This window comes from Erythrobacter epiphyticus (genome assembly GCF_034653295.1).
In the GTDB taxonomy this organism is placed as follows: domain Bacteria; phylum Pseudomonadota; class Alphaproteobacteria; order Sphingomonadales; family Sphingomonadaceae; genus Erythrobacter.
In genome coordinates this window covers 74,613-95,377 of the sequence record NZ_JAYEEU010000005.1, presented here as the reverse complement: position 1 = coordinate 95,377, position 20,765 = coordinate 74,613, and the positions used below count along the sequence as shown (strand labels likewise).

At 65.0% G+C, this 20,765-nt stretch carries 22 protein-coding genes; 11 read left to right on the top strand and 11 right to left on the bottom strand.

Annotated features, from left to right (window positions below):
• Nucleotides 1-242: 242 nt before the first annotated feature.
• From rplU to SOQ14_RS04185, 4 genes are all read left to right on the top strand, one after another.
• Entirely contained in the window at nt 243-617 is a 375-nt protein-coding gene (gene rplU / locus SOQ14_RS04200) for a 50S ribosomal protein L21 (protein ID WP_322896807.1), read from the top strand.
• A 12-nt stretch (nt 618-629) separates the two neighbouring features.
• On the top strand, nt 630-899 hold the full coding sequence (gene rpmA / locus SOQ14_RS04195) for a 50S ribosomal protein L27 (protein ID WP_322896806.1): 270 nt from the start codon (nt 630-632) through the stop codon (nt 897-899).
• Nucleotides 900-1,120: 221 nt separating this feature from the next.
• Entirely contained in the window at nt 1,121-1,654 is a 534-nt protein-coding gene (locus SOQ14_RS04190; protein WP_322896805.1) for a GNAT family N-acetyltransferase, read from the top strand.
• Nucleotides 1,655-1,712: 58 nt separating this feature from the next.
• A complete protein-coding gene (locus SOQ14_RS04185) occupies nt 1,713-2,309 on the top strand; it encodes a TetR/AcrR family transcriptional regulator (protein WP_322896804.1) in 597 nt (198 codons plus the stop codon).
• Here SOQ14_RS04185 and ygfZ read toward each other — a convergent pair.
• Nucleotides 2,306-3,040, bottom strand: coding sequence for a CAF17-like 4Fe-4S cluster assembly/insertion protein YgfZ (ygfZ, locus tag SOQ14_RS04180; protein ID WP_322896803.1), 735 nt, complete (start codon nt 3,038-3,040; stop codon nt 2,306-2,308). The two genes, SOQ14_RS04185 and ygfZ, sit on opposite strands and share 4 nt — an antisense overlap.
• A 141-nt stretch (nt 3,041-3,181) precedes the next feature.
• On the opposite strand from ygfZ, the gene pyrC reads away from it, so the two are divergent.
• Nucleotides 3,182-4,219, top strand: coding sequence for a dihydroorotase (gene pyrC / locus SOQ14_RS04175; protein WP_322896802.1), 1,038 nt, complete (start codon nt 3,182-3,184; stop codon nt 4,217-4,219).
• A gap of 79 nt (nt 4,220-4,298) precedes the next feature.
• Here pyrC and rarD read toward each other — a convergent pair whose 3' ends face one another.
• From rarD to SOQ14_RS04155, 4 genes are all read right to left on the bottom strand, one after another.
• The gene (gene rarD / locus SOQ14_RS04170) at nt 4,299-5,207 is read right to left on the bottom strand and encodes an EamA family transporter RarD (protein WP_322896801.1); all 909 of its coding nucleotides are present in this window, start codon (nt 5,205-5,207) and stop codon (nt 4,299-4,301) included.
• Nucleotides 5,208-5,219: 12 nt separating this feature from the next.
• Nucleotides 5,220-5,351 carry a hypothetical protein gene (locus SOQ14_RS04165; protein WP_322896800.1) on the bottom strand — a complete coding sequence of 44 codons (132 nt, stop codon included), beginning with the start codon at nt 5,349-5,351 and terminating at the stop codon, nt 5,220-5,222.
• Nucleotides 5,352-5,495: 144 nt separating this feature from the next.
• Nucleotides 5,496-6,908: a succinylglutamate-semialdehyde dehydrogenase gene (gene astD / locus SOQ14_RS04160; protein WP_322896799.1), complete on the bottom strand. Its 1,413-nt coding sequence runs from the start codon at nt 6,906-6,908 to the stop codon at nt 5,496-5,498.
• Between the two features lie 113 nt (nt 6,909-7,021).
• Nucleotides 7,022-8,434, bottom strand: coding sequence for a protein adenylyltransferase SelO family protein (locus SOQ14_RS04155; protein ID WP_322896798.1), 1,413 nt, complete (start codon nt 8,432-8,434; stop codon nt 7,022-7,024).
• Between the two features lie 93 nt (nt 8,435-8,527).
• On the opposite strand from SOQ14_RS04155, the gene SOQ14_RS04150 reads away from it, so the two are divergent.
• The 4 genes from SOQ14_RS04150 to SOQ14_RS04135 all read left to right on the top strand — a co-directional run bounded on the left by SOQ14_RS04150 (nt 8,528) and on the right by SOQ14_RS04135 (nt 12,863).
• Nucleotides 8,528-9,394, top strand: coding sequence for an alpha/beta fold hydrolase (locus tag SOQ14_RS04150; protein WP_322896797.1), 867 nt, complete (start codon nt 8,528-8,530; stop codon nt 9,392-9,394).
• Nucleotides 9,395-9,432: 38 nt separating this feature from the next.
• Entirely contained in the window at nt 9,433-10,533 is a 1,101-nt protein-coding gene (locus SOQ14_RS04145) for a glycosyltransferase family 4 protein (RefSeq protein ID WP_322896796.1), read from the top strand.
• A 167-nt stretch (nt 10,534-10,700) separates the two neighbouring features.
• Entirely contained in the window at nt 10,701-11,507 is an 807-nt protein-coding gene (locus SOQ14_RS04140) for a tetratricopeptide repeat protein (RefSeq protein ID WP_322896795.1), read from the top strand.
• Between the two features lie 21 nt (nt 11,508-11,528).
• A complete protein-coding gene (locus tag SOQ14_RS04135) occupies nt 11,529-12,863 on the top strand; it encodes a PQQ-like beta-propeller repeat protein (RefSeq protein ID WP_322896794.1) in 1,335 nt (444 codons plus the stop codon).
• Between the two features lie 6 nt (nt 12,864-12,869).
• Here SOQ14_RS04135 and SOQ14_RS04130 read toward each other — a convergent pair whose 3' ends face one another.
• The 3 genes from SOQ14_RS04130 to SOQ14_RS04120 form a co-directional block, all read right to left on the bottom strand.
• The gene (locus SOQ14_RS04130; RefSeq protein WP_322896793.1) at nt 12,870-13,043 is read right to left on the bottom strand and encodes a putative quinol monooxygenase; all 174 of its coding nucleotides are present in this window, start codon (nt 13,041-13,043) and stop codon (nt 12,870-12,872) included.
• Nucleotides 13,044-13,191: 148 nt separating this feature from the next.
• Nucleotides 13,192-14,562, bottom strand: a complete 1,371-nt coding sequence (locus SOQ14_RS04125; protein WP_322896792.1) for a glutamate--cysteine ligase — start codon at nt 14,560-14,562, stop codon at nt 13,192-13,194.
• Nucleotides 14,563-14,651: 89 nt separating this feature from the next.
• The gene (locus tag SOQ14_RS04120) at nt 14,652-15,395 is read right to left on the bottom strand and encodes a 16S rRNA (uracil(1498)-N(3))-methyltransferase (protein WP_322896791.1); all 744 of its coding nucleotides are present in this window, start codon (nt 15,393-15,395) and stop codon (nt 14,652-14,654) included.
• A gap of 38 nt (nt 15,396-15,433) precedes the next feature.
• On the opposite strand from SOQ14_RS04120, the gene ubiA reads away from it, so the two are divergent.
• Nucleotides 15,434-16,336: a 4-hydroxybenzoate octaprenyltransferase gene (ubiA, locus tag SOQ14_RS04115; RefSeq protein ID WP_322896790.1), complete on the top strand. Its 903-nt coding sequence runs from the start codon at nt 15,434-15,436 to the stop codon at nt 16,334-16,336.
• 76 nt (nt 16,337-16,412) lie between these two features.
• On the opposite strand, the gene SOQ14_RS04110 is transcribed toward ubiA, so the two are convergent.
• Nucleotides 16,413-16,784, bottom strand: a complete 372-nt coding sequence (locus tag SOQ14_RS04110; RefSeq protein WP_322896789.1) for a VOC family protein — start codon at nt 16,782-16,784, stop codon at nt 16,413-16,415.
• A 120-nt stretch (nt 16,785-16,904) separates the two neighbouring features.
• Here SOQ14_RS04110 and soxR point away from each other — a divergent pair, with 120 nt between their 5' ends.
• A complete protein-coding gene (soxR, locus tag SOQ14_RS04105) occupies nt 16,905-17,360 on the top strand; it encodes a redox-sensitive transcriptional activator SoxR (RefSeq protein ID WP_322896788.1) in 456 nt (151 codons plus the stop codon).
• 41 nt (nt 17,361-17,401) lie between these two features.
• Here soxR and SOQ14_RS04100 read toward each other — a convergent pair whose 3' ends face one another.
• Both SOQ14_RS04100 and SOQ14_RS04095 read right to left on the bottom strand, forming a co-directional pair.
• Complete coding sequence (locus SOQ14_RS04100; protein ID WP_322896787.1) at nt 17,402-17,941, bottom strand: SixA phosphatase family protein; 540 nt, start codon at nt 17,939-17,941, stop codon at nt 17,402-17,404.
• On the bottom strand, nt 17,938-20,598 hold the full coding sequence (locus tag SOQ14_RS04095; protein ID WP_416232727.1) for an ATP-dependent DNA helicase: 2,661 nt from the start codon (nt 20,596-20,598) through the stop codon (nt 17,938-17,940). The genes SOQ14_RS04100 and SOQ14_RS04095 overlap by 4 nt, the downstream gene beginning before the upstream one ends.
• Between the last annotated feature and the right edge of the window lie 167 nt (nt 20,599-20,765).

Genomic DNA, 20,765 nt, shown 5'->3' with positions numbered 1-20,765 from the left:
GTTAACACGGCTGCCCTGCACGGCCAAACAGACACGCGCAAGCGTCGGATAGTTTCTCGCGCGGTGGCCGTGCACGAAATTGTCATGCCATGGGCGTTGACTTCGCCGCGCCTTTCTCTTAACGGCACCCATCTTTCCGGGGCTGCATCCGCGCTAGCCTCGCATTGCCGTTCGGTTTGCGGGTTTCGTTTCAACGAGCTTCGTGGTCGCCGGACACAGCACGAGATTGAGAGTATATAGCCATGTTCGCTGTAGTGCGCACGGGCGGCAAGCAATACAGGGTTGCCGCCGGAGACAAGATTGCCGTTGAAAAGCTCGCAGGCGAAGCCGGCGACACCATCACGCTGGGCGATGTCCTGCTGGCTGGCGAAGGCGATTCGCTCGCCGATGTCAAGGGTGTGACGGTTTCGGCCGAGATCATTGCCCAAGCCAAGAGCGAGAAGGTGATCGTCTTCAAGAAGCGCCGTCGGCACAATTATCGCCGCAAGAACGGCCACCGCCAGCAGATGACCCTGCTGCGCATCACGGCTGTGGGTGCCGGTGAAGCCAAGGCTGCGCCGAAGAAGGCCGCTGCCAAGAAGAAGGCTGAGGCTCCGGCCGAAGCCGCTGCAGAATAAGGAGCGCGCGCAATGGCACACAAGAAAGCAGGCGGTTCGTCGCGTAACGGTCGTGATTCGGCCGGTCGTCGCCTTGGCGTGAAGAAGTTCGGCGGTCAGGAAGTGATCGGCGGCAACATTATTATTCGCCAGCGTGGTACGCGCGTCTATCCGGGCGTCAATGTGGGTATGGGCAAGGACCACACCCTCTATGCGCTCGGTGCAGGCGTAGTCCGATTCCACGCAGGCAAGCTTGGCCGCAAATACGTGTCGGTCGACGCGGTGGCCGAAGCCGCCGAATAAGCGGACGGTTCGATAAAGGGATCGTCCAACCGGGCGATCCTGGCGGGCCTTAGGGCCAGCAATTCATGAAAGGGAGACAGGATCGCCCCCAAGCGGGGAGGTTTTGTCTCCCTTTTGCGTTTCTCCCTTTCACCATGCTGTTGGAATCATAAAATTTCACGGCCATGAAATTGTCATGCAGTGTCCCTAGGGCGTTGCAGGGCGAGGTAGGGAGAATTCTCGTGTTTCATCGCAGCGAAAGACTGTTCCTGAGGCCCGCTTTCCCCGAGGATGGCGAGGCCATTCTGGCCAGCATCGGCGATGCCGGTATCGTGCGCAATCTCGCGAGCGCGCCGTGGCCCTATGGGATCACAGACGCCCGCAGCTTTGCCGCGATGCCGCAGGATCAGCGCCTGCCGCACTTTCTCGTCACGCTGCCCGGCACCGGGATCATCGGTAGCGCGGGGCTGTGCGCGCACGAAGGACAGGCGGAGATCGGGTATTGGATCGCGCGCCCGCATTGGGGGCAGGGCTATGCCACCGAAGCGGCCGAAGCCGTGCTGCAAATTGCCCGCACGCTGGGTCACCGCCGGGTGATGGCCGGGCATTTCACCGACAATCCGGCCTCGGGCCGGGTGCTGCGCAAGCTCGGCTTTGTGCCGACCGGGCGGATCATGCCGCGGTTCAGCCGTGCCCGAGACGGGTTGGCCGATGCGGTCGAATATACGCTTGATCTGCAATGTGAAATCGCTTCTCCCGTCAGGTGTGCCGCCTGACGGGATAGGCCCTTGCGGGCTTGTTCGGCCCGGTGAAAGAGCCTAGGCGATCTCCACGATGACTGTCCGCAAACGCCTGAGTCCCGAAGAGTCGCGCAATTCCGCACTTGAAGCGGCGCGCGCCTTGCTGATCGAGGCCGGGCCGCAGGCGGTTACGCTCAAGGCGGTGTCGGCGCGGATCGGGCGAACCCATGCCAATCTGCTGCACCATTTCGGCTCGGCTTCGGGCTTGCAGCGGGCGCTGGCGGAACACCTCGCCAAATCGGTGTGCGAGACCATCATCGACGCGGTTCATGCCAGCCGTGCCGGGCTCGGCAGCCCGCGTGAGGTGGTGGATCTGGCGTTCGATGCCTTTGACCGCGAAGGCGCGGGCGCACTCACCAGTTGGATGCTGCTGACGGGCAACGAAGATGCGCTCGATCCGATCATTTCGACGATTCATGATCTGGTCGATGAAATTGCCCCCGAAGAAGCGCAGCATGATGTCGCCGCGCGGCGCATCCACCGCGAAACGCTTAGCCTGGTGCTGTTGGCGCTGGGCGATGCGCTGATCGGCGGGGCGCTGGCGAAATCGCTCGGCCTGCCGCGCGATGCCGCCCGGGTCCGGGCCGAAGCGATGCTGGCGCAGTCGCTCGCGGATTACGAACAGGCCTAACCCGCTTCCTCGGTCAGTGCGGCAGCCTGCCATGCGGGCAGCTTCGCCGGATCGAGGCTCTCGACCCGGAGGTGATCAACCGCCAGTCCTTGTTCGGGATAGGCCACCACCCGGCGCGCTTCGTCCGATTCGCCAAGCGGCACCACCACCAAGCGCCGGTTGACCTTTTGCCGCCAGTTCATCCGCGCGGTGTTTTCCTGCCCAACATAACACCCCTTGGTGAAGCTGACGCCGTGGAGCGCAACCGCGTTGGTTTCGAGCCACAGGATATCGCCCAACTCGGCGCGCCCTTCGGGCACGCCCAGCGCGAGGCGGTGGGCCAGCCATGCGGCATCCGCGCTTGTGCCAGCCGGCGCGGCCAGCCAGCGCCAGCCGAGCCCGGGCAGCCGCGGATCGGGGACAGCGCCATCTTGCGGCTGTGGGCTCCAATGCACCGCAAGGCTATCGTCACGCGCAATCATGATCTTGCGGCGCAGGCGATACATCGAGAGGCGCTTTGCCAGCTCGTCGGCATGCGCGGCTTCGCAATCGAGCAGGAGATCCGTGCCCCCTCCCCAGACAAGAAAATCGAACATATGCTTACCCTGCGCCGTGAGCAGCGCGGCGTAGCAGGGCAGGGCGCCCTTCACGTCATTGGTGACGAGGCCTTGGAGGAAGGCGGCGACATCCTCGGCTTCCTCGAGCGGCGAGAGGCGGATGATCGCCCGTTCATTAAGTTGCGTTGCCATCATGCGTGACAGATAGGCATGGCCAAAGCTGGCGCAAAGTGGGTGATCAAGGAATTACCCACTTTGCGCCAGCCCGTTGTGTTCGCATCACTTGGTGCCGAAAACCGGTTCCCACTTTTCGGCGCGATGCTTTAAGGGGAAGGCATGACAGACACACTTACCATCCGCCGCCCTGATGACTGGCATCTCCATTTCCGCGATGGCGATATCATGCGCGAGGTGGTGCCCTATACCGCGCGGCAATTCGCGCGGGCGATCGTGATGCCGAACCTGACCCCGCCGGTGACGACAACCGCGCTGGCCGCGGCCTATCGCGCGCGGATTCTCGCCGCCGTGCCCGAAGGCGTGCGCTTCATGCCGCTGATGACGTGCTATCTCACGGACAACACCGACGCCGATGATCTGGCGCGCGGCGCGGCTGAAGGCGTGTTCACAGCGGCCAAGATGTATCCGGCGAACGCCACCACCAATTCGGCCGCCGGGGTCACCAATGTCGAGAAGCTCTACCCCGTGCTCGCGCGGATGGAGGCCGAAGACATCGTGCTGTGCATCCATGGCGAGGTGACGGATCACCACATTGACGTGTTTGACCGCGAGAAAGAATTTATCGAGCGGCATTTGCGCGCGATTGTCGCCACCTTCCCCAAGCTGCGCGTGGTGTTCGAACATATCACCACCAGCGATGCCGTGGATTTCGTGATGGAATCCGGCCCACAGGTCGCGGCGACCATCACCCCTCAGCACCTCCACATCAACCGCAATGCGATGCTGGTCGGCGGGATCCAGCCGCACAATTACTGCCTGCCGGTCGCCAAGCGCGAAAGCCACCGGCTGGCGCTGCGCAAGGCGGCGACCAGTGGCAGCCCCAAGTTCTTCCTCGGCACCGACAGCGCGCCGCATCTCCGGAAGGACAAGGAAAGCGCCTGCGGCTGCGCGGGCATTTTTGGCGCACCCTATGCGCTCGAAAGCTATGTCACGGTGTTTGACGAAGAGGGCACGCTCGACAGGTTCGAGGGCTTTGCCTCGCTCCATGGCCCGGCGTTCTACAAGCTGCCGGTGAACGAGGAGATGGTGACGCTCGAACGCGCTGCTGTGGCCGTGCCGCCAATGCTTGAGGTAGTGGGCGCGGAGATTGTCCCGTGGCACGGCGGGCAGACGCTGGGGTGGAAATTCCTGGGGTGACTTGAGCCCGTTCGCCTCGATCGTAGTCGAGAGGCTGTGACATGTGTCTCGACTTCGCTCGACACGAACGGATCGTTGGTCACCGCGCCCGTCGCTTCGCCCACAGATCCCATACGAACACGGCAACCGCCACCCAGATCAGCACGAAGCTGGCGAGCTTGGTCGGCGCCAGCGGCTGGTGGAAGACGAACAGCCCGAGAAAGAACACGATTGTCGGCGCGAGATACTGGATGAAGCCGAGCGTCGAATATTCCATCCGCCGCGCCGCAATCGCAAACAGCAGCAGCGGCACAGCGGTGATCACGCCTGACAGGATGATCAGCCCGCTCATCGCCCAGTCGTGCCCGAAAGCCGAACCTTGCGGGCTGGCCGCATACCATACCGCGATCCCGATCGAGGGCACGAGCAACAGCCCGCTTTCGATTGTCAGACCCGGCAGCGAGCCGACCGCAACCTGTTTGCGCACCAGCCCGTAGAGCGAAAAGCTGAGCGCGAGGCTGAGGCTGATCCACAAGGTGGTGATGGCGCCCGCAGCCAGCAGCGCCACGGCCAGCGCGGCAATCGCCACCGCGAACCATTGGCGGCGCGACAGGCGTTCTCCGAGAAAGGCCGTGCCGAGCAGGACGTTGAGCAGCGGGTTGAGATAATAGCCAATACTCGCCGCATAGACCTCGCCCGCCATGATCGCCCAGACATAGACAAACCAGTTGATCCCGATCAGTCCTGCGCTGCCCGCCAGCGCCAGCATGGTGCGGCGGTTGGTGAGCGCGCCGCGCAGCTCGGGAAACTGGCGGCGAAACGCCACGATCAGCAGGCACAGCGGGAGCGTCCAGATGATCCGCCAGCCGACGAATTCGAACGGCGGAACGCTCGCCACCAGCATGAGGTAAAGCGGCAGGAAGCCCCAGATCAGATAGGCGCCAAGCGCAAACGGCAGGCCTGACGGGCCGTGCTGCGACGGTTCGGAAGAGGAGGGGGGCTGGGCCATGCTGCGCGCGGCCTAGGCGGCGCGGCGGCGCATGGCAAGCGGCGTTGCATGGCGCTTTGGCTGAACCGCGGCTTGCAGCGTCGCTTGCTCTGCGTTCAGAATCATCAAGCTATAGATGAACGAAAGCAGGGTTGCGGCCGTCACAACCGAATCCCTCTGCGATCATCTTGGGCCATTCCCACCAAATGGCCCCGGCGCGGCATATCCATGCTGCGGGAAGCGCCCTTGCCGCCGCGTGTGGCAGGGGCGCTTTCACATGATCGGGTCTACGCCCTGAGCCTGCGCGGATCAGCCCTTGAGGCCGACCCCGATATTGGCGCGCGGCTCTTCCATTTCGTTGCTCGCCACCGGGTAGGCGCAGTAATCAGCGGCATAATAGGCCGCCGGACGGTGGTTGCCCGACAGGCCAATCCCGCCAAAGGGCGCGGCGGACGAGGCGCCATTGGTGGGCCGGTTCCAGTTGATGATCCCGGCGCGGATATTCGCCCAGAAGCGCCCGTAATCCTCGGGCGATCCGCCGATCAGCGAGGCCGAGAGGCCAAAGCGGGTGTTGTTTGCCTCGGCAATCGCGCTGTCGAGATCGGGCACCCGGATCACTTGCAGCAGCGGGCCGAACAGCTCGATATCGGGGCGTTCGGGCACGTCGGTCACATCGATGATGCCGGGCGTCAGGAACGGCAGGTCGGGATAGAGACGGCGCATATGGGCCAGCGGTTTCCCACCTGCGGTGATGAGCGCAAGGAAGCTCTCCATCAGCTGATCGGCGGTGTTGTTGTCGATCACCGGACCCATGAACGGCTGCTGCCCGGCGAGCGGATCGCCGACGATCAGCTTGCGCGTCAGCTCAAGCACGGCCTCAATCAGCTCATCATATATGCTTTCGACAACGATCAGGCGGCGCGCCGCCGTGCAGCGCTGCCCGGCGCTGGTGAAGGCCGATTGCACGATCAGCGTGGCGGCATCGGCAATCTTGCGGGTGTTGGTGACAACAATCGGATTGTTGCCGCCCATCTCCAGCGCGACAATCTTGCCCGGATTGCTCGCCAGTTTCCGGTTGATCGCGATGCCGACCTCGGGTGAGCCGGTGAACAGCACGCCATCGGTGCCGGGATGGGCGACCAGCGCCTTGCCTTCGTCCGGTCCGCCGATCACCACCTGCGCGACATCTTGCGGAACGCCCGCTTTGTGCATGAAGCCGATCAGCGCCGCGCCCACTGCCGGGGTCTTCTCCGACGGCTTGAGCAGCACGGCATTGCCGGCGATCAGCGCGGGGACAATATGCCCGTTGGGCAAGTGCGCGGGGAAATTATATGGCCCCAGCACCACCATCACCCCGTGCGGCTTGTGCCGCAGGGCGGTGCTGCCATTGAGCGCGCTGTCGTGCTTTTTCTTGCCGGTGCGTTCGGCATAGGCTTGCACCGAGATATCAACCTTGGCGACCACGGCATCGACTTCGGTGCGCGCTTCCCACAAGGGCTTGCCCGCTTCGCGCGCGATCAGTTCGGCAAAGCCTTCAGCCTCGCGCTTCACTTCATTGGCAAAGCGGCGGAGGCGTTCGATCCGTTCGGACGGCGCAAGTGCTGCCCATTCCGGCCAGGCGCGGCGCGCCCGGCTGACGGCCTCATCAACATCGCTGTAGTCCCCGCGCCACAATTCTTCGCCACTTGCGGGTTCGTAGGAAATAAGCGTTTGTGCCGTCACTGCTTGCCTGCCGTCCTGTTGGGGGTGCCGCCAAGGCGAGCCGTGATCGCCTGCACACACCTTTGTGCGCCCATAACCTCAGGTATCGCAAAAAGATAGGGTGCAGGCCTGTGCTAGCAATGCCCTTGCGGACGTGGCGGGGCGCCATGGGCTTCGCCCATCCGGCGGATCGCGGCGATCTTGTCGTGAAGCGGCTGCCAGTTGTCGGCTTCGTCGATGGCCGCCCAGATCGCCTCGACCTCGTCGATCAGCAGCGATTGCGGAGCATCATCGGCCCAATAGGGATGGCTGCTGCCGATCGGTTGATATTGGCTGAGCATGTCGCCCAACGTGCCCTCCCCTGCGCCGCGCCCGCCGCGATGCGCGAAGAAGAAAGCATCGGGCCCCATTTCGCCTTCCCGCATGGCCTGTTCGCACAGCGCGACAAGCTGCGTATCGGCATCCGTGCCGGTGGGTTTTACCCCGAGCCGCCACAGCCAGCGCCGGGTGATCGCCTGCATGTAGAGCGGGCCGAACCGTTCGAGCGCGGCAATCAGCGGCGGGCTATCGGCCAGCAAACGCAGCGCCACCGCCAATTGCCCGCAATTCCAGTGGAGCGCTTCGGGCTGGCGGCCAAAAGCGTAAAGCCCGCCATGATCGAAATAGGCTGCGGTGAAGCTCTGATCCCACTGCGGGAGCCAGCGCCACGGGCCGTAATCGAAACTCTCGCCAGTGATGTTCATGTTGTCGGTGTTAAGCACCCCGTGGACAAACCCGGCCACCATGTAGCTCGCCGCGAGATCGGCCATCCGCTCGACCACCTGGTGCAACAGGCGCACCGCCGGTTCGTCGCCTCCCGGTGCCTCAGCGGGCGGGGGCGGGCCGGGAAAATGCGTGAGGCAATAGTCGATCAGCGCCGCCATGTGATCGCGTTCTTCCAGCGCCAGCAGCCGCTGGAAGGTGCCGATGCGGATGTGCGAATGGCTGAGCCGCACCAGCACCGCCGAGCGCGTGGGCGAGGGCTCATCATTGCGCCACAGCGCTTCGCCCGTCTCGATCACCGAGAAGGTTTTCGACGTGTTCACGCCCAGCGCTTCGAGCATTTCGGTGGCGAGGATTTCACGCATCGCGCCTTTCAGCGTCAATCGCCCATCGCCGCTCCGGCTGAACGGGGTCTGCCCCGAACCTTTGGTGCCGAGATCAAGCAGGCGGCCGCGATCATCGCGCAGCTGGGCGAACAGGAACCCGCGCCCGTCGCCGATCTCGGGATTGTACACACGGAACTGGTGCCCGTGATATTTGAGCGCCAGCGGCTGCGGCAGATTGCCGGGCAGCGCGGCGAAGCGCCCGAAGTGCCGGGTCCATGCCGCATCATCGAGATGGACGAGCCCGACGCGCGCCGCCGCGCCATCATGGCGCCAGCGCAACTGCGTGGAGGGAAAGTCTGCCGCGGCAACCGGATGACCCAGCCAATCCGCCAGCGCAAGGATCGCCGGATCAGGTTGATAGGGGTGGGGTGAATTGGATTGTTGCGCCGCGCCGTTCATCCCGCGATAGTGGGCCGAAGAATCCGGCGGTGCAAGCTGGCAACATCTGCCACATCCCCCGATCGCCGCATTCGTCAGGGAACTACGCCGCCCATGGCCGCCAGATATGAAGATTGCAGCTGGACCAGCGCTGATGGTCTCACCTTGCATTACCGCGACTATCCTGCCCCCGCCGGAACCACCGCCTTGCCGGTGCTGTGCCTGCACGGGTTGACCCGCAACGCCCGCGATTTCGCAGCGCTCGCCGAACATCTTTCAGCGACCCGCCGCGTCATCGTGCCCGAAATGCGCGGGCGCGGGCTGAGCGACTATGCCCCCAATTCGGATAACTACACCCCCATCACTTATGTCGCCGATGTCGAAAAGCTGCTGGCCGAACAGGGCATCACCCGTTTCTGCGTGGTCGGCACGTCGATGGGCGGGCTGATGACAATGCTGATGGCGCAAGGCGCGCCGGGCCGCATGGCAGCCGTGGTGATGAATGATATCGGGCCCGAAGTGGATGCGGCCGGCCTCGCGCGGATTTCGGGTTATGTCGGGCAGGGGCGCTCCTACCCCACCTGGATCCACGCCGCGCGCAGCCTTGCCGAAGTGCACGGCGCGGCCTTTCCCGATTACGATCTCGACATGTGGCTCGACATGGCCAAGCGCACCATGGTGGTGACGCAGAACGGCCGCATCAGTTATGATTACGACATGGCGATTGCCGAGCCTTTCGCGAAGCCCGGCAATGCCGCGCCGCCCAATCTCTGGCTCGCGTTCGAGGCCTTGCGCGGGGTGCCGATGCTGCTGGTGCGCGGCGAATTGAGCGACTTGCTCTCCCCCGGCACGGTCCGGCAGATGGAGACCCGCAACCCGGCGATGACGGTGATCACCGTGCCGCGCGTGGGCCATGCGCCGACGCTGGACGAACCGGAGGTGGTCGCCGCGATTGATGCCTTGTTTGCCGGGGTGGAATGAGCGCGCCGCCGCTTCCCCCTTTGCGTATCCTGCATTGTTTGTCCTCCCTGCCGGGGGAGGATCGTGCGCCGCGCCTTGCCACGCTGATCGCTGGCTTGGGCAGCGATGCCGCGCATAGCCTCGTGGGCGATGCGGCGGCTGTGGCGGCAATCCGCGCGCATCTTGCACCCGGCTGCAAGGTCAGCACCCCTGCCTCGTTCCCCAGCCTTGCAGGCAAGCCGACACCCGGGCGGCTCGTCACCTTGGCCGAAGCGATGCAGCCCTATGATCTCGTCTGCACCTACAACTGGGGGGCGATTGATGCGGCGATGGCGCATGGGGTGTTTGCCAAAAGTCTCACGCTGCCGCCGCTGATCCATCACGAGGATGCTTTTGATGCCATCGAGGCCGAGCGCCTGCGGACGACCCGCAATCTCTATCGCCGTGCGGCCCTGCGCCATGCCCATGCGCTGGTGGTGCCGAGCCTGCTGATCGCACGGATCGCGCAGCAAGCCTGGCAACAGCCCGCCAACAAGGTGGTGCGCATTGCCCCCGGCATCGACTGGGCGGCCTTTGCCGCCACGCCTGATCCGCATGCGATCCGGGTGATCAAGCGTCCGGGCGAGCGCTGGGTCGGCACCGTCGCCAGCCTCGATCCGGCCAATCAATTGCCCCTGCTGGTCGAAGCCATGCGCGCGCTGCCCGAGGAATGGCATCTGGTGATCGTGGGCGAAGGGCCGGAACGCGATGCGATCCGGGCCGAAGCGGCGGCGCGGGAATTGAGCCACCGGGTGCATCTCGCGGGCGCGATGGCCGAACCGGCGCGCGTCATGGGCTTGTTCGATGTCTATGCGCTGGCCGCGCCCGGCGAACCGCATTCTCTTACCGTGGTTCAGGCCATGGCGGCGGGCCTGCCGGTCGCTGCGCCCGATATCGGCGATATCCGCGCCATGGTGGCCGAGCCTAACCGGCCCTTTATCGCGGTGCCCGGCAAGGCGGTGGCACTCGGGCAAATGCTGGCTGATCTGGCTGAGGATGGCGCACTGCGCGCCGCCATCGGTGCTGCCAATCGCGCGCGGGCAAGCACCGAATATGCCGCCGACCGGATGATGGCCCACTATCGCGCCCTCTATTGGCAGGCCGTTGGGCGTGCGGCATGAATATCCGCTTCACCTGTCGTTCAAGCGCGCAATCCTAGCGATGGGCGGCGCAAGAGTGGCGCAGTCAAGGCTGATCCGCCATTGCGGAAGGGCGGGTAGCGGCCTAAAGACCGCGCGAATTCAGCCGCGCCTGTGCGCCCGTGCTTGATCAAAGGACTTGAAGCCAAGTGGCACGCAATCTTACCCCGTCATTGTCCAAAGGCGCTTCCGGTAATGGCCCGGATGGCGCGCCCAGCCCCGAGGATGATATCCTCATCCGCGAGATCGACGAAGCGGTGCGGCAGGATGATGCGCTGAACTTTGTCAAAAAGTATGGCGCGGCAATCCTCGGGTTGGTGATCGCCGGGCTGGCCGGTCTTGGCGGCTATCTGTGGTGGGACGCAAGCCGCGAAAGCAAGCTGGAAACCCAGTCCGAAACCATCATCAGCGCGCTCGATCTTGCCGGGGCGAATGATTTCAAGAGCGCGAGCGAGAAGGTCGCGCCGTTGCTTGCCGATGGCAGCCCGGCTGCCCGCGCGGCGGCGCGCTTCATCCAGGCAGGCGCTGCGCTCGAAGCGGGCAAGGATGCCGAGGCCTCCAAGATTTACGCCGCCATTGCCGCCGATGCCGAAGCCCCGCAGGCGCTGCGCGATCTCGCGCTGGTGCGCGAGGTGTCCGTCAGCTTTGACCAGCGCAAGCCTGCCGATGTGATCGCGCGGCTCAAGCCGCTGGCCGTGCCGGGCCATCCCTTGTTCGGCAGCGCTGCGGAATTGACTGCGATGGCGCAGCTCGAAGCGGGCAACCGCCGCGAAGCCGGCGCGCTGTTTGCCGCGATTGCCAAGGACGAGGCCCTGCCCGAAACCCTGCGCTCGCGTGCACGGCAAATGGCTGGCTTGCTGGGTGTCGATGCGATTGTTGATGTGACGAAATTGCTTAAGGACGAAGGGGTGGTCGCGTCCGAGGGGGATGGCGAGGGCGCTGCGCTTGCCGAATAGGGCTGAAGGTTGGACGGATTGATGAAAGCGATTGTACATTACGGGCGCGTTGCGTTCGCCGCCGGTTTGCTGGCCACGGCCCTCACAGGCTGCGGCGGCAAGGGCGACAAGAAAGTCACGCCTACTGTCGGCCAGCGCGTCCCGATCCTCTCGCGGATCGAGAGCGGCGCCGAGGTTGATAGCGCGCTCGCCAGCGTTTCGATCGTTCTGCCCCCTGAACGGCGCAACGCTGAATGGGCGCAGGTTGGCGGCAATGCGGCCAAATCCTATGGCCATCTCGCGCTCTCCGCCAATCCGGCGAAGGTTTGGACGGCGCGGATCGCAGGCTCGACCAATCGGGTGCGGCTGGGTGCTTCGCCCGTGGTGGGGAGCGATAGTCTCTTCGCTGTCGGATCGGATGGAACCATTCATGCTTTCGACAAGGCGACGGGCGCAGTGCGCTGGACATCACGCTCTGATGTTGCGCAAGGCGCGCAGGCTTCGGCCTTCGGCGGCGGGGTGAGCTACGAGAATGGCCGCCTTTACGCCACCAACGGGGTTGGTGAGGCCAAGGCGCTTGATGCCAAGACCGGCGAAGTGCTGTGGAAGGTCACGCCGGCCGGGCCGCTGCGCGGTTCACCGACCATCGCCTTTGGCGAGGTTTTCGTGATGACGCAGGACAACCAGATCCTTGCGCTGAGCGCCAAGGACGGAGCGGTGAACTGGCTGGAAACCGCCTCGACCACGCAATCGGGCGTGTTCGGTGTGGCGGCACCCGCGGCTGGTCAGGGCACGGTGATTGCGGGCTTTTCGAGCGGTGAACTCAACGCCTATCGCTACGAGAACGGGCGCATCCTGTGGTCGGATGCGCTGGCGCGCACCAATATTTCGACCGCGGTCAGCTCGCTCACCGATATTGATGCCGATCCGATCATTGATTCCGGCCGTGTCTATGCGCTCGGGCAGGGTGGCCGGATGGCGGCCTATGAACTCCTGTCGGGCCAGCGCATCTGGGAGCTTAACCTGGCAGGGATTTCCACCCCGGCGATTGCGGGTGAGTGGATCTTCACGCTGACCGATGATGGCCGCTTGCTGGCGATTGCCCGCTCGTCAGGCCGCGTGCGGTGGATCGCGCAGTTGCAGCGCTTCAAGAACGAAAAGAAGCGCGAGAACCCGATCTTCTGGACCGGGCCGGTGCTGGCTGGCGGCAATCTGTGGGTTGCGAGTTCGCGCGGGGAGTTGTGGAAGGTTAATGCCACCTCGGGCGAAGCGAGCTTCTTTGCCGATGTGGGGCAGCCGGTGAGCATGTCGCCCGTGGTGGCGGATGGTCACCTCTACATCCTTGATGATTCAGGGACGATCCACGCTTTCCGCTAAGCGTCCTTACATCACCGGTGCACCATCATCGGCATGATATTTGATCGCCTCGATGATGGTGAAATCCGTACCGGCAATCGCCGCGCCAAAGGCGGCCATATGCGGGTTGGCAAAATGCGCGGCGAGCGCGGCTTCATCGCGCCATTTCTTGACAATGTGCAGCACTGTGGGATCGAGCACATCGGTGGCGAAGCTTTAGGCAAGGCAGCCATCTTCGGCGTTGGACGCCGCCACCATCTCGGCGATTGCGCCGTGCATGGCGTCCAGCGCGCCGTCCCCCAGCTTGGCCTTGGCCAATACGATCAGCATGTGTGCACCCTCCCTTGGGTCAGAAGGATTGTTCGTAAACCCTGCTGATATCGCCTGCCCACTCGCCATGATAGGCATCAAGCAGGCGCTGGGCGGGCACCTTGCCGCTCGCAACGATTTCATCGAGCGTTTCGAGATAGCCGGTTTCATTATCGCCGCTGGCGTTCAATTGGCCACGCGCGGCGAGCCCGCCATGCGCGATCTTGAGCACCTCGCGTGCCACATCGCGCAAAGTGCCGCCGTCCGGTGCCGGGGCATCAAGCGCGAGGCGGGGCGCATCGTGGCGCAATTGTTCGCGCGCCTCCATCGACCAGCCCTTGACGAGATCCCAGGCCGCATCGAGCGCGCCCTGATCATAGAGCAGGCCCACCCAGAAGGCCGGCAGCGCACAGATCCGGTTCCACGGCCCGCCGTCGGCGCCGCGCATTTCGAGGAAGCTTTTGAGACGCACTTCGGGAAAGGCGGTCGAAAGGTGATCCCACCAATCGCTCTGCGTCGGGCGCTCGCCGGGGAGAACCGACAGTTTGCCGTCGAGGAAATCGCGGAACGAAAGCCCCGCTGCGTCGATATACTTGCCGTCGCGGAAGACGAAATACATCGGCACATCAAGCATGTAATCGACCCAGCGCTGATAGCCGAAGCCCTCTTCGAACACGAAGGGCAGCATTCCGGTGCGTGCGGGATCAGTGTCTGACCAGATGTGCGAGCGGTAGCTCAGGAAGCCGTTGGGCTTGCCTTCGGTGAAGGGCGAATTGGCAAACAGCGCCGTCGCCAGCGGTTGCAGCGCGAGGCCGACCCGGAATTTCTTCACCATGTCGGCTTCCGACGCATAGTCGAGATTGACCTGGATGGTGCAAGTGCGCAGCATCATGTCGAGACCCATCGTGCCGACGCGCGGCATGTGGCGCAGCATGATGTCATAGCGACCCTTGGGCATAATCGGCAGCTCGGCGCGGGTCTTGTCGGGCCACATCCCGAGGCCGAGATAGCCGACGCCGCATTTCTCGCCGATGGCCTTCACCTGTTCGAGATGCCGCCCGGTTTCCGCGCAGGTCTGGTGCAGATTGACGAGCGGCGCGCCCGAGAGTTCGAGCTGCCCGGCGGGTTCGAGGCTGACTGCGCCATCAGCGCCTTTGAGCGCGATGACATTCCCGCCTTCCTCCACCGGGGCCCAGCCGAACTGGGTCAACCCCATCAGCAGATCGCGGATGCCGCAAGGCTCGTCATAGGAGGGCGCGCGGAAATCGGATTTCTTGAAGACGAGCTTTTCGTGCTCGGTGCCGATGCGCCATTGGTCCTTGGGCTTTTCGCCCTTGATCATCGGCAAGACCAGTTGATCAAGGCTCTCGATGATGGGATCGTCAGCCGTGGTTGCTTCGCGCGTGCTCATCGAGAAAATGCCCCTGTCTGGCCGGTTGCCTTAGAAAACTGGTCGGCATGTGGGAAGCGCAAAACCGCTTTGTAAGGGGCTGGCGCGTCTTACCAGTCGCCGCGTGCCGCCATCCAGACAGCGAGCGCCGCGATGGCAGCGGTTTCCCCGCGCAGGATGCGCGGGCCGAGGCTGATCGGGCGCGCTGCGGGAAGGGCGCGGATCGCTGCGCGTTCGCCTTCATCAAAGCCGCCTTCCGGGCCGATCAGGATCGCGGCGGGGCCGGTGTAGGCGGCGAAGGCGGCGGCAGCGGGTTCGCCGCCATTTTCATCCGCGAAGAACAGCGCGCGCTCCGCAGGCCAGGTGGCGAGCAGCGCGGCGAGCTTCACCGGCTCGGCCAGATCGGGCAGCGCGGTGCGCGCGCATTGTTCGGCAGCCTCGATGGTGTGCGCGACGGCACGCTCGCGGTTGAGCTTGTCCGCCACGCAGCGCCGGGTGATCACCGGCTGGATGCGCGCCGCGCCCAGTTCCGTCGCCTTTTCAAGCACGAGGTCAAAGCGGTCTTTCTTGAGCAAGGCAGGGCACAGCCACAGATCGGGCACGGCTTCGCGCGGACGCAGGATCGCAGAAACTTCCAGCACCACCTCGCGCTTGCCCGCATCCCCAACCCGTGCGGCCCATTCGCCGGTGACATTATCGCACAGGATCACCACATCGCCTGCGGCCACGCGCATCACCCGTGAAAGGTAATGCGCCTGCGGGCCATCGATCACCACTTGGCCGCTTTCGTGCAGGGCCTGCGCGACAAACAGGCGCGGGGCGCTTTTCGGAGGCCAGGCGGGGGTGGCGGGCATCGCTTTGCACTAGGCGCTTCGCGCGCTAGGGGGCAAGCATGAACACCGAGATCGTCCCCGATAGCGAACATCGCGGCGTGATGGCCCGCCTGCCGCAAGGCCTGCGCGATCTCGCGCTGCTGGCGCGGTTTGATCGTCCGATTGGCTGGTGGCTGCTATTCTGGCCATGTGTCTTCGGGGTGTGGCTCGCGGGCGAGGGCGTCCAGCTTGCCCTGCTGGGCTGGTTGCTGCTTGGCGCGATCGCGATGCGGGGGGCGGGGTGTGTCTATAACGACATCGTCGATGCCGATCTCGATGCCAAGGTCGCCCGCACCGCTGCGCGGCCCATCGCGAGCGGCCGGGTTTCCAAGAAAGCCGCGTGGGGCTGGCTGATCGCGCTCAGTCTGGTAGGGCTACTCGTGCTGCTGCAATTGCGGTGGGAAGCGCAGTTGGTTTCGCTGGCGAGCCTCGCGCTGGTCGCCGCCTATCCCTTCATGAAGCGCATTACATGGTGGCCGCAGGCGTGGCTTGGCATGGTGTTCAACTGGGGGGTGTTGGTCGGGTGGAGCGAACTCAGGCTCGATAACCTTGGCGCGCTCGCAGCGATCTATGCCGGGTGCATCTGCTGGGTGATCGGGTATGACACGATCTATGCCCTGCAAGACCGCGAGGATGATGCGCTGGTCGGAATCCGTTCGTCAGCGCTCGCCATGGGCGGCAAGGTGATTGGCGGGGTAGCCGGATTTTATGCGGCGGCGGTTGGCCTGTGGGGGCTGGGCGTGTGGCTCTACCGGCCCGATCCGCTGGCGCTGTTCGCGCTGCTGCCGGTGGCGGTGCATCTCGGCTGGCAAGTGGCAACGCTCGATCCCGATGATCCCGACAATCCGCTTGCCCGCTTTCGTTCGAACCGGCTTGCCGGTGCGCTGATGGCGGCGGCGTGTTTCGTGGTGGGTAACGCCTGACAACCGCAAGGCCGGACTGTAAGCCCCCTTCAGAGCACGCATCGCGCGCCTCGCTGCCCGGCAGCCAACGGCCGGGCTAGACGTAGCTTACCATCTCGAATTCAATCCCGTCCCAATCGAAGAAATAGAACCGCTTGCCGGGTTCATAACCGGCGTGATTGAAGGGGATAAGCCCTGCTTCCTTCACCACGGCTTCTGCGGCGTCGAGATCGTCGACCACCAAACCGAGATGGTTGAGGGGCACGCCCTTGGCGAAAGGCTCCGGCACCGCCCCGCGGGTGTAGACTGCGATGTAATCCTGCGCCCCGCCGACATGGATCGTCTCCCCGCCGAGCTGTGAGGGTCCGCGCCAGCGGATGTGCCAGCCCATCAGCTTCATGAGGAAGGCAGCGCTGCGTTCAATATCGCTGACAGTGATGTTGACATGTTCGAGATGGCCGGAGGGCATGGGAATGGTCCTTTCGTAAGTTGACGACGCCCACCTGCAAGCAGGTGCGAATCGATGAACTTGCGCAGCTTGCGATCTCAACCTAACTTGAGGTCAAGCTTTATTCGCGAGAACACCCTGATGCCTGCCCGCCGCCTCAAGCCCACGGACTTGCTCACCATCGGCGAAGTTGCCCGCCGCACCGGGCTTTCGGTCTCGGCGATCCGCTTCTACGAGGCGCATCATCTGATCGAGCCGGTGCGCACCGGCGGCAACCAGCGGCGCTTTCTGCGCTCGGACATCCGCCGCCTCTCGTTCATCCTGATCGCCCAACGCCTTGGCCTCTCGCTTAGCGAGATCGCGGCGGAGCTGGCCGGCCTGCCGCATGGCCGCACACCGACCGCGCGCGATTGGGAGGCGATCAGCACGGCTATTCGCGCGCGGCTCGATGCGCGGATTGCTGAACTCACGCGCACCCGCGACCGGCTCGATGGTTGCATCGGCTGCGGTTGCCTCAGCCTTGAACATTGCGCGATCTGGAACCCGGGCGATTGCCTCGGTGCTGATGGGCCGGGGCCGCGCAAGCTGCTCGCGTAACAAGCCGCGCCAGCCCATCGGGTGGGACGAGACGTGGCCGCTTAATCCTCGGGCGCGAGCGAGGGATCAAGATCGCGCGGGCGCATGAAATGCACCAGTTCCGCGCAGTATTTCTTGAGCTGCGACCAATGCTCGATGTCGCATTCGAGCACGGCATAGGCCGCGGTCGGGAATTTCACGACCGCTTCCTTGAACAAGGCGTTTTCCTTGCCCGGCGCGACCAGTTCGAGCAGCACATCCTGCAAGCCCGGATTGTGGCCGACGATGAGGACCGAATCGACTTCATCCGCGCCCTTGCCGGCATGGGCCTCGATCGTTTCGATGATCGTATCATAGCTGGCGAGGTAGAGGCGCTGATCGAACACGGCGTCCTGCGGGAGCTGCGCGCCTTCCAGCGTCAGCGTGACCCGTGCGGCCGGGCTCGCGAGCACCAGATCCCATTCCGGGCCATGCGAGCGGATATGCCGCCCGATGACCCGCGCGCCCTTGCGCCCGCGCGCATTCAGCCCCCGGTCGAAATCGCGCTGCGCCGTATCGTCCCAATCGGACTTGGCGTGGCGCAGGAGACCGAGGGTTTTCATGTCAGGCGCTCTTCATTGGCGGGTGGGGCAAGGCCGGAGAGGTCCAGCGCGGCATCGGCTTTCGAAACACCAGAGGCGAGCCGTTGTAAAGCCTCATCAAGCGTGAGCCGCAAAACCGGCGTGCCTTCGGGAAAGGCCGAAAGCAGCCGGGTCGGGAAGGCCGAGGAAAGGACGATGAAATGCCCGGCATCGTCCTTGGAACGGATCAGGCGGCCAAAGGCCTGCGCCAGCTTGGCGCGGATGATCCGATCATCATAGGTACTCCCGCCACCGGCGGCACGGCGTGCCTTGTGGAGGATATCGGGGCGCGGCCACGGCACCTGTTCGAGCACCACGCAGCGCAGCGATTCGCCCGGCACATCCACGCCGTCGCGCAGCGCATCGGTGCCGAGCAGGCTCGCGCGGGCATCATCGCGGAAGATATCGACCAGCGTGCCGGTGTCGATCGGATCGACATGCTGGGCATAGACGGCAAGCCTCGCGCGCGCGAGGCGATCGGCAATCCGTCCGTAAACGGCGCGCAACCGCCGGATCGCGGTGAACAGGCCGAGCACGCCGCCCCCGCTTGCCTCGATGATCCGCGCATAGGCGCCCGCCAGCGCGGGCAGATCGCCTTTCTTGATGTCGGTGATGATGAGCACTTCGGCGCGCCCCGCGTAATCGAACGGGCTCGAGGCCGCCGACAGCAGCGGACGCGCCTCGATATGCGCTGCGCCGGATCGGGCGATGGCGCTGGCCCATTCCTCGTCGGGATCATGGCTTTCGATCCGGTCGGTCAGGGTCGCGCTGGTCAGCATCACGCCGTGCGCCGGTTCGAGCACGACGCGGGCAAAGGGCTTCATCGGATCAAGCCAGCGGCGGTGGATCGCGATATCGAACTCGCGCGCTTCGGAGCGATCAACCGCCAGCCAATCGACGAATTCGGGATCAGCCGGGCCGCCCAGCCGGGCGAGCAAGGCTTCCCACGCGGCGAGGAGATCGATCCGCCACGCGAGCGCGAAGCGCGCCCCTTCGATCCGCGCGCGCCCTTGCGCATCGAGCCAATCGGGCGGATCGGCGAGCACCGCTTCCAGCCTGCCGCCCAGCCGGATCAGCGGCACGCGGATCGCCGCGAGTGCATCGGCCGCGCCCATTGCCGCTTCGATCACTTCGCCGGGCAAGTCAGCCGCCTCGGTCTCGATGCCGTAGCCCTGATCAAGCGCGCCGCTTTCATCGCGGGCATAGGTGACGGTGCGCACCGCCCCCAGCAGGGCTTCGAACGGGCCGAAGGGATTGCCTTCGTGGATGCGCGCCAGCCAGCCTTCGGAGGGCAGCAATTGGGCAGCCTTGACGGCGGCGGCAATCGCCTCGCCGCCCGCTTCGTCATAGCTGGCAACATCGGCAAGCCGCGCCGCCAGACCGCGCCTGCGCCCGCGTCCTTCGCGTTCGGGGCCGGTCAGCCACCGCTTGAGCTCGATTGCCTCCTGTGCCGAAAGCGTCGCCGCGAAGGTCGAATCCGCTGCATCAAACACATGATGGCCTTCATCGAAGATCAGCCGGGTCGGGCGCTGGTTGGGATCGCGCGCGCGGGCGGCATTGACCATCACCAGCGCGTGGTTGGCGATGACGAGATCGGCTTGCGCGCTGGCGCGGGCGGCACGCTCGATGAAGCATTTGCGGTAATGCGGGCAGCCCGCATAGATGCATTCGCCCCGGCTATCGGTGAGCGAAGCAATCCCGCGCTTGCGGAACAAGGTGCCGAGCCAGCCCGGCAGATCGCCGCCGATCATATCGCCATCGCTGCTGAACGCCGCCCAGCGCGCCACCAGCTGTGCCAGGATCGCGGGCCGCCCGGCAAAGCCGCCTTGCAGCGCATCCTCCAGATTGAGCAGGCAGAGGTAATTCTCGCGCCCCTTGCGCACCACCACCGGGGGTGAGCCATCGGCGCGCTTCATCGGCCATGCGCGGCGGCTTTCGCGGCGCAGCTGGCGTTGCAGGTTCTTGGTGAAGGTCGACACCCACACCGTTCCGCCCGATGCCTTGGCCCACAGCGATGCGGGCGCGAGATAGCCGAGCGTCTTGCCGATCCCGGTGCCGGCCTGCGCCAGCGCCAGATGCGGAACACCGCGTTCGGTGCGGGGGGCGAAGATACGCGCGGCATCCTGCGCATAGGCGCGCTGGCCCTCGCGCTGTTCGGCGCTGCTGCCTGTCAGTCGCGCCAGTTCGACGAGGACATCGGTGGGGGCGAGATCAACCTGCCGCGGGGCAGGGCGTTCGGGCGCTTCTTCCCATTCGGGCAGCGCCGCAAACAGCCAGCGTTCCGCCCTCGTCGGCCGCGCCACATGGGGCTTGAGCACCTGCGCCCACGGCCAGCGCAGCCGTTCAAGCGATTGCAGCGCGCTCCACGCGCCTTCGCGTTCGAACCATTCGGGATCGCTCACCGCCGCGATCAGCGCGCCCGCGGCCTGTTGGAGCAGCGCGGGCACCGCATCGTCACCAGCAGGGACGGGCAGGCCAAGCGCTTCGGCAAGCCCACGCGGGGTTGGCACGCAAAAGCGGGCCGGGTGGACGAAGGCAAAGGCTTCGAGCAGGTCCAGCCCCGAAAGATCGGGATAGCCCAGCCGGGCCGCCACCAGCGGCGCATTGATCAGCAGCACCGGGGTATCCGCCGCCGCCATGATCGCCTCGCCCTTGGCAATGGCATTGGTGCTGCCATCGGCCGCGCGCAGCCATGTCCCGCCATGGCTGGCATGGAGCGCGGGCAGGTTTACCCGCGGCAGATCGGTGGGCGGAGAGGTCACAGTCCCAGCCCTAAGGGCTCACTCTGGCCGCGTAAACGCGCTGC

Excerpts from the sequence above, each read along its gene's own strand:
- rplU (WP_322896807.1), top strand. The coding sequence starts at position 243 with ATGTTCGCTGTAGTGCGCACGGGCGGCAAGCAATACAGGGTTGCCGCC.
- rpmA (WP_322896806.1), top strand. The coding sequence starts at position 630 with ATGGCACACAAGAAAGCAGGCGGTTCGTCGCGTAACGGTCGTGATTCG.
- SOQ14_RS04185 (WP_322896804.1), top strand. The coding sequence starts at position 1,713 with ATGACTGTCCGCAAACGCCTGAGTCCCGAAGAGTCGCGCAATTCCGCA.
- ygfZ (WP_322896803.1), bottom strand. The coding sequence starts at position 3,040 with ATGATGGCAACGCAACTTAATGAACGGGCGATCATCCGCCTCTCGCCG.
- pyrC (WP_322896802.1), top strand. The coding sequence starts at position 3,182 with ATGACAGACACACTTACCATCCGCCGCCCTGATGACTGGCATCTCCAT.
- rarD (WP_322896801.1), bottom strand. The coding sequence starts at position 5,207 with ATGGCCCAGCCCCCCTCCTCTTCCGAACCGTCGCAGCACGGCCCGTCA.
- SOQ14_RS04155 (WP_322896798.1), bottom strand. The coding sequence starts at position 8,434 with ATGAACGGCGCGGCGCAACAATCCAATTCACCCCACCCCTATCAACCT.
- SOQ14_RS04150 (WP_322896797.1), top strand. The coding sequence starts at position 8,528 with ATGGCCGCCAGATATGAAGATTGCAGCTGGACCAGCGCTGATGGTCTC.
- SOQ14_RS04135 (WP_322896794.1), top strand. The coding sequence starts at position 11,529 with ATGAAAGCGATTGTACATTACGGGCGCGTTGCGTTCGCCGCCGGTTTG.
- SOQ14_RS04125 (WP_322896792.1), bottom strand. The coding sequence starts at position 14,562 with ATGAGCACGCGCGAAGCAACCACGGCTGACGATCCCATCATCGAGAGC.
- SOQ14_RS04120 (WP_322896791.1), bottom strand. The coding sequence starts at position 15,395 with ATGCCCGCCACCCCCGCCTGGCCTCCGAAAAGCGCCCCGCGCCTGTTT.
- ubiA (WP_322896790.1), top strand. The coding sequence starts at position 15,434 with ATGAACACCGAGATCGTCCCCGATAGCGAACATCGCGGCGTGATGGCC.
- SOQ14_RS04110 (WP_322896789.1), bottom strand. The coding sequence starts at position 16,784 with ATGCCCTCCGGCCATCTCGAACATGTCAACATCACTGTCAGCGATATT.
- soxR (WP_322896788.1), top strand. The coding sequence starts at position 16,905 with ATGCCTGCCCGCCGCCTCAAGCCCACGGACTTGCTCACCATCGGCGAA.
- SOQ14_RS04100 (WP_322896787.1), bottom strand. The coding sequence starts at position 17,941 with ATGAAAACCCTCGGTCTCCTGCGCCACGCCAAGTCCGATTGGGACGAT.
- SOQ14_RS04095 (WP_416232727.1), bottom strand. The coding sequence starts at position 20,598 with ATGGCGGCGGCGGATACCCCGGTGCTGCTGATCAATGCGCCGCTGGTG.